General features: G+C 67.3%; 10 protein-coding genes. 5 read left to right on the top strand and 5 right to left on the bottom strand.

What is annotated here, in order from left to right; all coding sequences use genetic code 11:
• On the bottom strand, nt 1–83 hold an 83-nt coding region (locus WB508_RS03235; RefSeq protein WP_423843440.1), incomplete at its 3' end, for an NADP-dependent isocitrate dehydrogenase.
• Nucleotides 84–446: 363 nt separating this feature from the next.
• On the opposite strand from WB508_RS03235, the gene WB508_RS03230 reads away from it, so the two are divergent.
• The 4 genes from WB508_RS03230 (at nt 447) to WB508_RS03215 (ending at nt 5066) form a co-directional block, all read left to right on the top strand.
• The gene (locus WB508_RS03230) at nt 447–785 is read left to right on the top strand and encodes a DUF485 domain-containing protein (protein ID WP_423843439.1); all 339 of its coding nucleotides are present in this window, start codon (nt 447–449) and stop codon (nt 783–785) included.
• A complete protein-coding gene (locus WB508_RS03225) occupies nt 782–2428 on the top strand; it encodes a solute symporter family protein (RefSeq protein ID WP_423843438.1) in 1647 nt (548 codons plus the stop codon). Before WB508_RS03230 ends, WB508_RS03225 begins: the two co-directional genes overlap by 4 nt.
• Nucleotides 2429–2632: 204 nt before the next feature.
• Entirely contained in the window at nt 2633–4600 is a 1968-nt protein-coding gene (gene acs, locus WB508_RS03220) for an acetate--CoA ligase (protein ID WP_423843437.1), read from the top strand.
• Nucleotides 4601–4658: 58 nt separating this feature from the next.
• Nucleotides 4659–5066, top strand: coding sequence for a phage holin family protein (locus tag WB508_RS03215; RefSeq protein ID WP_423843436.1), 408 nt, complete (start codon nt 4659–4661; stop codon nt 5064–5066).
• Here WB508_RS03215 and WB508_RS03210 read toward each other — a convergent pair whose 3' ends face one another.
• From WB508_RS03210 to nth, 4 genes are all read right to left on the bottom strand, one after another.
• On the bottom strand, nt 5067–5909 hold the full coding sequence (locus WB508_RS03210) for a hypothetical protein (protein ID WP_423843435.1): 843 nt from the start codon (nt 5907–5909) through the stop codon (nt 5067–5069).
• Nucleotides 5909–7084 (bottom strand): MarP family serine protease, encoded by a 1176-nt coding sequence (locus WB508_RS03205; protein ID WP_423843434.1) that lies wholly within the window; start codon nt 7082–7084, stop codon nt 5909–5911. Before WB508_RS03205 ends, WB508_RS03210 begins: the two co-directional genes overlap by 1 nt.
• Complete coding sequence (locus tag WB508_RS03200; protein WP_423843433.1) at nt 7078–7725, bottom strand: NUDIX hydrolase; 648 nt, start codon at nt 7723–7725, stop codon at nt 7078–7080. Before WB508_RS03200 ends, WB508_RS03205 begins: the two co-directional genes overlap by 7 nt.
• Before the next feature lie 94 nt (nt 7726–7819).
• Nucleotides 7820–8548 carry an endonuclease III gene (gene nth, locus WB508_RS03195; protein WP_423843432.1) on the bottom strand — a complete coding sequence of 243 codons (729 nt, stop codon included), beginning with the start codon at nt 8546–8548 and terminating at the stop codon, nt 7820–7822.
• Nucleotides 8549–8653: 105 nt separating this feature from the next.
• On the opposite strand from nth, the gene WB508_RS03190 reads away from it, so the two are divergent.
• Nucleotides 8654–9127, top strand: a 474-nt coding sequence (locus WB508_RS03190; protein WP_423843431.1) for a Crp/Fnr family transcriptional regulator, incomplete at its 3' end; no start/stop codon positions are given.

The raw sequence follows: 9127 nt of genomic DNA, 5'->3' as shown, positions 1-9127 counted from the left end.
GCCCGGATGATCGGGAGGAACGAGTGCGTCGCCAGCGCAGGCGCCTCGTCGGTGTGGGTGTAGATGATCGTCGACTCAGCCACGGGGACTCCGTTTCGCGCGCGTGTGGGAATGTGAAAGTTTCTTGACGTCAAGATATCTCATCCGTCGCAAGCCGGTTCAGCCTGTGCTGACGGGACGTTCCACCGTGGCATCTGGCCGCTTCGCTGTCGAGTCGGGGTCGCACGGACTTGTGCGGCACATCACATCTGGGCGTATGGTCGTCCCGAACGCGGGGCCGCGGGTCCGGACCTGCGCCAACACACATCGGGGGATGTATGGGCCACTTCGCTGCGACGCCTCGACCCGGCTGTCTGTCCACACAGTCGGCCCGTCGCCACCCCTCGAGCCTGCCCACATCCTGGCCACGCGCACGCGTCGCCATGCATCGAAAGAGGTGAATTCCCATGGTGGAGAGAATCAGCGCTGAGGCCGAAGCGGCCTACGCGCGCATCCATGCGTCCGAGGACTTCGTGCACCTGAAACGAACCTTCTTGCGCTTCGTCGTTCCGGTCACCGTCGGCTTCATGGTCTGGTATCTGCTGTACGTCCTGATGTCGAACTACGCGTCCGGCTTCATGGGCCATGTGCTGTTCGGCAACATCAACGTCGCTCTGGTGTTCGGGCTGCTGCAATTCGTCACGACGTTCGGCATCGCGATCTGGTACGCCCGGTTCGCGGCCGAGCGCCTCGACCCCACCGCGGACCGGCTCCGCGCAGAGTACGAAGCGGAGATCGAGCGATGAGCGCCACCATCTCCTCCTACGCGGGCGCGCTGCAGGCGGCCACCACCGACGACGGCAATCAGGCCCTGACCGGGTCGCTGTTCATCGTCATCGTGCTGATCACGGTCGGCATCACCTTCTGGGCCAGCCGCAACACCAAGACCGCTGCCGACTACTACGCGGGCGGCCGCAGCTTCACCGGTGCACAGAACGGCTTCGCCGTCGCCGGCGACTACATGTCGGCCGCATCCTTCCTCGGCATATCCGGCGCCATCGCCCTCTCGGGCTACGACGGGTTCCTGTACTCGATCGGCTTCCTCGTGGCCTGGCTCGTCGCCCTGCTGCTGGTGGCCGAGCTGCTGCGCAACTCCGGCCGATTCACGATGGCCGATCAGCTCGCCTTCCGGATGCGACAGCGCCCGGTGCGCACCGCTGCAGCGACCTCGACGGTCGTGGTGTCGATCTTCTACCTGCTGGCCCAGATGGTCGGCGCAGGTGCTCTGGTGGCGCTGCTGCTCGGCGTCGACAGCCAGACGGCCAAGAACCTCACCATCGCCGGCGTCGGCGTGCTGATGATCTTCTACGTCACGGTCGGCGGCATGAAGGGCACCACGTGGGTGCAGATCGTCAAGGCGGTGCTGCTGATGGTCGGCACCGTCCTCATCACGGTGCTGGTGCTCGCGAAGTTCAACTTCAACCTCAGCGACCTGCTGGGAACCGCCGCCGAGGAGAGCGGGGCCGGCAAGGCCTTCCTCGAGCCGGGACTGAAGTACGGCGTCTCCACCGCGAGCCGCATCGACTTCATCTCGCTCGGCCTGGCTCTGGTGCTCGGCACCGCGGGCCTGCCGCACATCCTGATCAGGTTCTACACCGTGCCGACCGCCCGCCAGGCACGCAAGTCGGTGCTCTGGGCCATCGGCCTGATCGGCTCGTTCTACCTGATGACTCTCGTGCTCGGCTTCGGCGCCGCCGCGCTGGTCACGGGCGACAAGAAGCAGGACATCGCCGATTCGGGCGGCAACCTCGCGTCGCCGCTGCTCGCCGAAGCCGTGGGCGGTGGCGCTGGCTCGACCGGTGGAGCCGTGCTGCTGGCGTTCATCTCGGCGGTCGCGTTCGCCACGATCCTCGCGGTCGTGGCCGGGCTGACCCTCACGTCGGCCTCGTCGGTCGCGCACGACCTGTACGCCAACGTGTGGAAGAAGGGCGACGTCACCGAGAAGCAGGAGGTCAAGGTGGCGCGCCTGTCCGCGTTCGTCATCGGTGGCGTGGCCATCGCGCTGTCCATCCCGGCGCAGAAGCTCAACATCGCCTTCCTGGTGGCGTTGGCCTTCGCGGTCGCGGCCTCGGCGAACCTGCCGGCGCTGCTGTACAACCTGTTCTGGCGTCGCTTCAACACCCGCGGCGCCATCTGGAGCATCTACGGCGGCCTGATCTCGTGCGTCGGTCTGGTGATCTTTTCTCCCGTCGTGTCGGGGTCCGAGACCGCCATGATCACCGGTGCGGACTTCAGCTGGTTCCCGCTGGCGAACCCGGGCATCATCTCGATCCCGCTTGGATTCTTCTTCGGCTGGCTGGGCACCGTCACGGCACGAGACGCCGATGCCGAGGCCCGCTACATGGAGCTGGACGTCCGGTCGATGACTGGGGCGGGTTCGGAGAAGTAGAGCGCGCGAGTCGCTGGCGCTCCTCGCTCCAGCGACTCGTGCCTCGCCGCTGCCGGGCTGCGCCCGGGCGCTTCGCCTCGCTTCGCTCGGTCCATGGCTGGGAGAGGTGGGGCGGGGCTCCACCCACCTTCCGCCCACCGCCATGGTCACACCCTGGGTCCTGAGCAACAATGCAACTGAGTCGTCAACACGAGGAGCAGCACCGTGTCCGAGCAAGGCATCAGCAACCTGTCGAACGAGAACCGTCGCTTCGAGCCGCCTGCAGAACTGGCCGAGAACGCCAATCTGAAGGCCGACGCGTACGACCGCGCCGCAGCCGACCAGCTGGGCTTCTGGGCCGAGCAGGCCGAACGCATCACGTGGGCCGAGCCGTTCACCGAGGTGCTCGACTGGTCGAACCCACCATTCGCCAAGTGGTTCGTCGGCGGCACCCTGAACGCGGCCTACAACTGCGTGGATCGGCACGTCGAGGCCGGTAGCGGCGACCGTGTGGCCATCCACTTCGTCGGCGAGCCCGGCGACACTCGCGACCTCACCTACGCGAATCTCAAGGACCAGGTGAGCAAGGCTGCCAACGCGATGATCGATCTGGGCGTCGAGACCGGTGACCGGGTCGCCATCTACATGCCGATGATCCCCGAGGCCGTCGTCGCCATGCTGGCCTGCGCCCGCCTGGGCGCCCCGCACACCGTGGTGTTCGGCGGATTCAGCTCTGACGCCCTCGCCAGCCGGGTCCAGGACTGCGACGCCAAGCTGGTGATCACCGCCGACGGCGGCAACCGGCGCGGCGCACCGTCGGCCCTCAAGCCGGCCGTCGACGAGGCGATGGCCACCTGCGAGGCCAGCGGCAAGACCGTGGAGCACGTGCTGGTGGTCAAGCGCACCGGTCAGGACGTGGAGTGGACCGAGGGCCGCGACGTGTGGTGGCACGACGTCGTCGACTCCGCCTCCGCCGACCACACCCCCGAGGCCTTCGACGCCGAGCACCCGCTCTACGTGATGTACACCTCCGGCACCACCGGCAAGCCCAAGGGCATCCTGCACACCACAGGCGGCTACCTGGTGCAGAGCGCTTACTCGTTCTGGGGCGTCTTCGACTACAAGCCGGACGACATCTTCTGGTGCACCGCCGACATCGGTTGGGTCACCGGTCACTCGTACATGGTCTACGGACCGCTCGCCAACGGCGTCACCCAGGTGATGTACGAGGGCACGCCTGACACCCCGCACAAGGGCCGCTGGTGGGAGATCATCGAGCAGTACAAGGTCTCGATCTTCTACACGGCCCCCACCGCGATCCGCACCTGCATGAAGTGGGGCGAGCAGATTCCAGCCGAGCACGACCTGTCGAGCCTGCGCATCCTCGGCTCGGTGGGTGAATCGATCAACCCCGAGGCCTACGTCTGGTACCGCGACAACATCGGTGGCGGCCGCACGCCCATCGTCGACACGTGGTGGCAGACCGAGACCGGGGCGCACATGATGAGCCCGCTCCCCGGCGTCACCTCGGCCAAGCCCGGATCGGCCATGCGGGCCATCCCCGGCATCAGTGCCGAAGTCGTCGACGACACCGGCAAGCCGGTCGGCGACGGCGAGGGCGGCTATTTGGTCATCACCGAACCGTGGCCCGCCATGCTGCGCACCATCTGGGGCGATGACGACCGGTACCAGGAGACCTACTGGTCCCGCTGGAAGGGCATGTACTTCGCCGGAGACGGCGCCAAGAAGGACTCCGATGGCGACATCTGGCTGATGGGTCGTGTCGACGACGTCATGAACGTGTCGGGGCACCGTCTGTCGACCACCGAGATCGAGTCGGCTCTGGTCTCGCACCCCAAGGTTGCCGAGGCGGCGGTCGTGGGCGCCACCGACGACACCACGGGCCAGGCCGTGGTCGCGTTCGTCATCCTGCGCGAGTCCGCTGGAGATGGTGGAGCAGATGTCGTCGCCGAGCTGCGCGACCACGTCGGCAAGGAGATCGGCGCGATCGCCAAGCCAAAACGGATCATGGTCGTCCCCGAGCTGCCCAAGACGCGGTCGGGCAAGATCATGCGGCGGCTGCTGCGCGACGTCGCGGAGAACCGTGCGGTCGGAGACTCGTCCACGCTGGCCGACTCGGGGATCATGGACAAGATCACCGCCGGCATGCAGACGGCCACGGACGAGGACTGATCACGCCGTCAGCGTCGGCTGACGGCACCCGGCGACCAGAACTTGTAGGGTCGCAAGCATGAGCACGCCGCAGAAGTCTGCCGACGAACCCACCATCGGCCGATTGGTGGCCGACGCCAGTCGGGACATCTCGGCGCTGGTGCAGTCCGAGATCGCCTTGGCCAAGACCGAGCTCAAGGTCAGCGTCAAGTCCGGCGGCATTGGGGCTGGCCTGTTCGCCGTCGTCGCCTTCTTGGCCCTCTTGCTGGTCATCTTGTTGTCGATCACGGCGGCCTACTTCCTCACCATGACGGGACTCCACGCCGCGTGGGCCTTCCTCATCGTCAGTGGTTTCTATCTGCTGCTGATGGTCGTGCTGGCGATCGTCGGCATCCGCCTGATCAAGAAGGTCAGCGTCCCCGAACAGACGATCACGACCGCGAAGGCGATCCCCTCGGCACTCAAGGGGCGCTCGCAGGTCGTCTGATCAGCGAGAACCGCTGATCGCTCGCACCAGCAGGCCGAGCGCGACAGCAATGCCGCCACCCACGACGGTGATGATCAGCCATTCGTCGAGCGACGCGAGCGCTGCGTCCGCCAGCAGTCGCTGAGCCCGCGCTGCCAGTGCACTCGGGGCATTGCTGCTGTCCATCAGTGCCGACAGGACGCCCATCGACAGGACGCGGGCCAGGCCTGCCGCAACGATCGCCCCGAAACCCAGCCATGCGAGCATCGACGAGCTCCGGCGCGCAGCCAGCAGGCTGAGGGACGCTGCGACAGCCGCAACCGCCAGCAACACGATCGCCTGGCGTGGCATGCGATCGATGGCGTCGACGGCCTGCCGTTCCTCGCTGCCCCCGACCGCGACCATCAGCTGTTCCGGTGCCTCGATCGAGACCGGAAGGTTGGCGGTTGCTGCGTCAATGATGGTCTGGGCGACGGGCGCAAGGTCGATCACGACCCGGTCCTCGGCTTCCATCCCCGCAGGCATGTCGGCCGCGTCGCCGAAGACGGCCCGATGCGTCTCGCGCTGGGCATCACCGAAGGCGGAACGGAAGTCCGGCGACTCGACCACATCGGCTGAAGCGGCCTGCAGGGCAGAACGAACGGGCGGAGCGAATGCGTCAGGCACTCCAGCGCGCTTCACGATGTCGTCGGTCACGGCCTGCACGATCTCGCCGCGGAACTTCGGATCGTCGACCAGCTCGGCGCTGAACGCCACGTATCCGTCCTCGTCCGCGACGTGCTGGGCCACCCAGCCGACCGGCAGCGCCAGCGCGAGGGCCAGCGTCGCCACGAGGGCGGACAAACCGGCGAAGAATGATCGCATCAGGCACAACCGCCCGTGGAGACGGCCTTGGAGCCGGCGATGCCCTGGCGCGCGGAGGCCGCGACCTGCTCGGCGGTCAGCGCGTAGCCGGTGGACTTGTCGGAGATCGACGCCGCGAAGATGACGCCCAGCACGTCGCCGTCGGCAGACACCAGCGGACCGCCGGAGTTGCCCGACCGCACCAGGCCGCGGACCGAGAACGTGTCGCGCACGACCTGGCCGTTGTCGTAGATGTCAGGGCTGCGCAGGTCGATCCGATCGCGAATCCGGGCAGCACGTGCGTCGAATGGTCCGTTCTCGGGGAAGCCGAGGATCGCCGCCGAGTCGCCCTTGGCGCCGCTGAGGTCGAAGTCCAACGCTGGCAGCTGCACGTTGTCAGCAGCCAGCACCGCGACATCGAGATCCTTGTCGAACAACACCACTCGGGTCGGAATGCGCTGGTCGTTGATGACGATGCTCGGCGAGCTCACGCCGGCCACGACGTGCGCGTTGGTCATGATGCGACCGGGTGCATAGGAGAACCCAGATCCTTCGATGCCGCGGTTGCAGCTGGCCTGGCCGAGGATCTTGACCACGCTGCCTCGCGCCTCCTGCACGCCGGGTTGCTGGAGGGTCTCCTCATCGGGTGGCCCGACGTCGGTGATCTGCTCGGTCTCGAACGGATCGATGTACCGCGGGAAGAGGTTGGTGTCGAGGACGTCGTTGAACGAGCGCAGCACCGACGTGGCGCGCGCCGGCATGACGCCGTCGACCTCCTGCAGGATGGCTGACGATCTCGAGGCCGACGCCAGGTACGGGATGGAGGTGCCGCTGACCGAGTAGCCCAGCGCCCAGCCCGCGACCAACACGGCCACGATGCTCAAGACGCTGCCGCCCGCCGCGTCGAGCCAGCGCAGCGGCTTCCATCGCAGACCGGTCCGCAGCTCTGCCCCCACCACTGTTCCGATCGCCTGTCCGACCGCGGCGGCGGCAATCACCAGACCCAGCGCCAGCAAGGAGGATCCCAGATCCTGCGTCGCGTCGTCCATGACACGAGGCACGACCGCGATCGCGACGAATCCGCCGAGCAGGAGGCCCGCGGTGGCGATGAGGTTCACGACGAAGCCCTGCGCATAGCCGCTGACGGCGTAGGCGAGGACGATCACGATCAGCGCGATGTCGAGTGAGTTCACCACGCACCATCCGGCAGAGGTCGGTGATCTCCGGTGTTCCACGGCTCGTCCCAGCCGACAACCTCGAACAGTCGGGCGACGATACCGGCGGTGAATCCCCACAGGGGGACAGTCGCGCCGACCTCGAACGCCGGACCGACCCAGCCCGATGGGTGGGTGACGCTGTACCGGTTGGCCGGATCGACCAGCTCGCGGATGGGCTGATGCAGGACCTCGACGACCTCGTGCTCGTTGGTCGACACCAACGGCTCGGGCGTGTGCCAGTACCCCAGCACCGGCGTGACCGCGAAGTTGCTGGGCGGCAGCCACAACGTGGGGAGGACGCCGATGACCTCGACCGTCGTCGGGTCCAGGCCGACCTCCTCCTGCGCCTCCCGCAGAGCCGTGCCGACGGCATCGGGGTCGGTGGGGTCGGACCCGCCGCCAGGAAAGGAGATCTGACCAGCGTGATGACGCATCGTGGTGCCACGACGGGTCAGCAAAATCTCCGGGCCACTCTGCCCGTTGGCGAACAAGATCAGTACCGCGGCCGGGCGGGCGTCAGCCGGGGGTTGGGGCGAATTCGGGGCAAGCCGCTTCGCGGTCACCGTTCCGAGCGACTCCTTGACGGGAAGCAACCAGTCGGGCAGCCCAGTGCCGATCATGGCCGGACCCCCGCTCAGATGGCTGGCGCGCACGGGCGCGGACGGGGCCGTGGCGCCGCGTCGAGATCCATTGTGACGGGTATGCCGTGACACTTCACGCTGGACCCTGCGTCGTGACCAGAGCTGCCGCCACCTCAGGGTCAGTCGGACCGGCGCCGAACGCAGGGCACCACTGCGCGACCGGGCAGGCCCCACACGCGGGCTTCTTGGCGTGACAGCACCGTCGACCGTGCCAGATCAGTCGCTGGCACAGCATGGTCCAGTCGCGCGGCGGGAACAGTGCACCCACAGCGTGCTCGGCCTTGACCGGGTCCCGAGAGGTGGCGTCGTCGACCCACCCGAAGCGACGGATCATCCGAGCCACGTGGGTGTCAACCGTGATGCCCGGAACTCCGAACGCGTTCCCAAGCACCACGTTGGCGGTCTTGCGTCCCACACCCGGCAGGGTGACCAGCTGGTCGAGCCGCGCAGGAACCGCACCGTCGAATTGTTCGACGAGGGCTGCGGACAGGCCCAGCAGGCTGGCGGTCTTGGCGCGGAAGAAGCCGGTGGGTCGGATGATCTCCTCGACCGCAGCTCGATCGGCCGCCGCCATCGCGTGGGCGGTCGGATACGCATCGAACAACGCCGGGGTGATGCTGTTGACTCGACGGTCGGTGGTCTGCGCGGAGAGCACGGTGGCCACCAGCAGCTGGAAAGGGTCGACGAAGTCCAGCTCACAGTGCGCATTGGGGTAGGCCTGCGCCAGCACGCGGTCCATCATGCGAGCCCGACGCACCAACGCGGTCTCGGGCCGCTGACCGTGAGTGACAGGTGCGGGCATCGGCCCAGCCTACGTTCGTGACCGTCTCGAGGCGTGCCGGTCGCGTGGAATGCCGGTCGTGTGGGAAACTGCGTGCGACTGTGAGATTCGACACGACGTGAAGGAATGGCTGTGAGCGACGAGATTCTGAGGCAGGCTCCTTTGTTCGCCGGGTTGGACGACGACGCGGCAGGCACCTTGGCCGCTTCCATGTCCGACGGCGGGCTCCGCCGTGGCGAGATCTTGTTTCACGAGGGCGACGAAGGCGACCAGCTGTACATCGTGATCGACGGCAAGATCAAGCTCGGTCGCACGTCTCCTGATGGTCGCGAGAACCTGCTCGCCATCCTCGGTCCGGGCCAGATGTTCGGCGAGCTGTCCTTCTTCGATCCGGGTCCGCGTTCGGCCACCGCCACGGCGGTCACTGATGTCACGCTCAAGAGCCTCGGCCACGAAGCGCTCAGCCCCGTCCTGGTCACCCACCCTGACGTTGCCCAGGCGTTGTTGAACCAGCTCGCCGGCCGGCTGCGCCGCACCAACGAGGTGGTCGGCGACCTGGTGTTCTCCGACGTGCCCGGTCGCGTGGCGAAAGCCCTGCTT

This window comes from Aeromicrobium sp. (assembly GCF_049586495.1).
GTDB lineage: Bacteria > Actinomycetota > Actinomycetes > Propionibacteriales > Nocardioidaceae > Aeromicrobium.
The sequence above is the reverse complement of the archived record's forward strand: the minus strand, read 5'-3'. Positions and strand labels throughout refer to the sequence as shown.

Bases quoted from the DNA above. Each gene is read 5' to 3' on its own strand.
- WB508_RS03230 (WP_423843439.1), top strand. From the start codon at position 447: ATGGTGGAGAGAATCAGCGCTGAGGCCGAAGCGGCCTACGCGCGCATC.
- WB508_RS03225 (WP_423843438.1), top strand. From the start codon at position 782: ATGAGCGCCACCATCTCCTCCTACGCGGGCGCGCTGCAGGCGGCCACC.
- WB508_RS03215 (WP_423843436.1), top strand. From the start codon at position 4,659: ATGAGCACGCCGCAGAAGTCTGCCGACGAACCCACCATCGGCCGATTG.
- WB508_RS03210 (WP_423843435.1), bottom strand. From the start codon at position 5,909: ATGCGATCATTCTTCGCCGGTTTGTCCGCCCTCGTGGCGACGCTGGCC.
- WB508_RS03200 (WP_423843433.1), bottom strand. From the start codon at position 7,725: ATGATCGGCACTGGGCTGCCCGACTGGTTGCTTCCCGTCAAGGAGTCG.
- nth (WP_423843432.1), bottom strand. From the start codon at position 8,548: ATGCCCGCACCTGTCACTCACGGTCAGCGGCCCGAGACCGCGTTGGTG.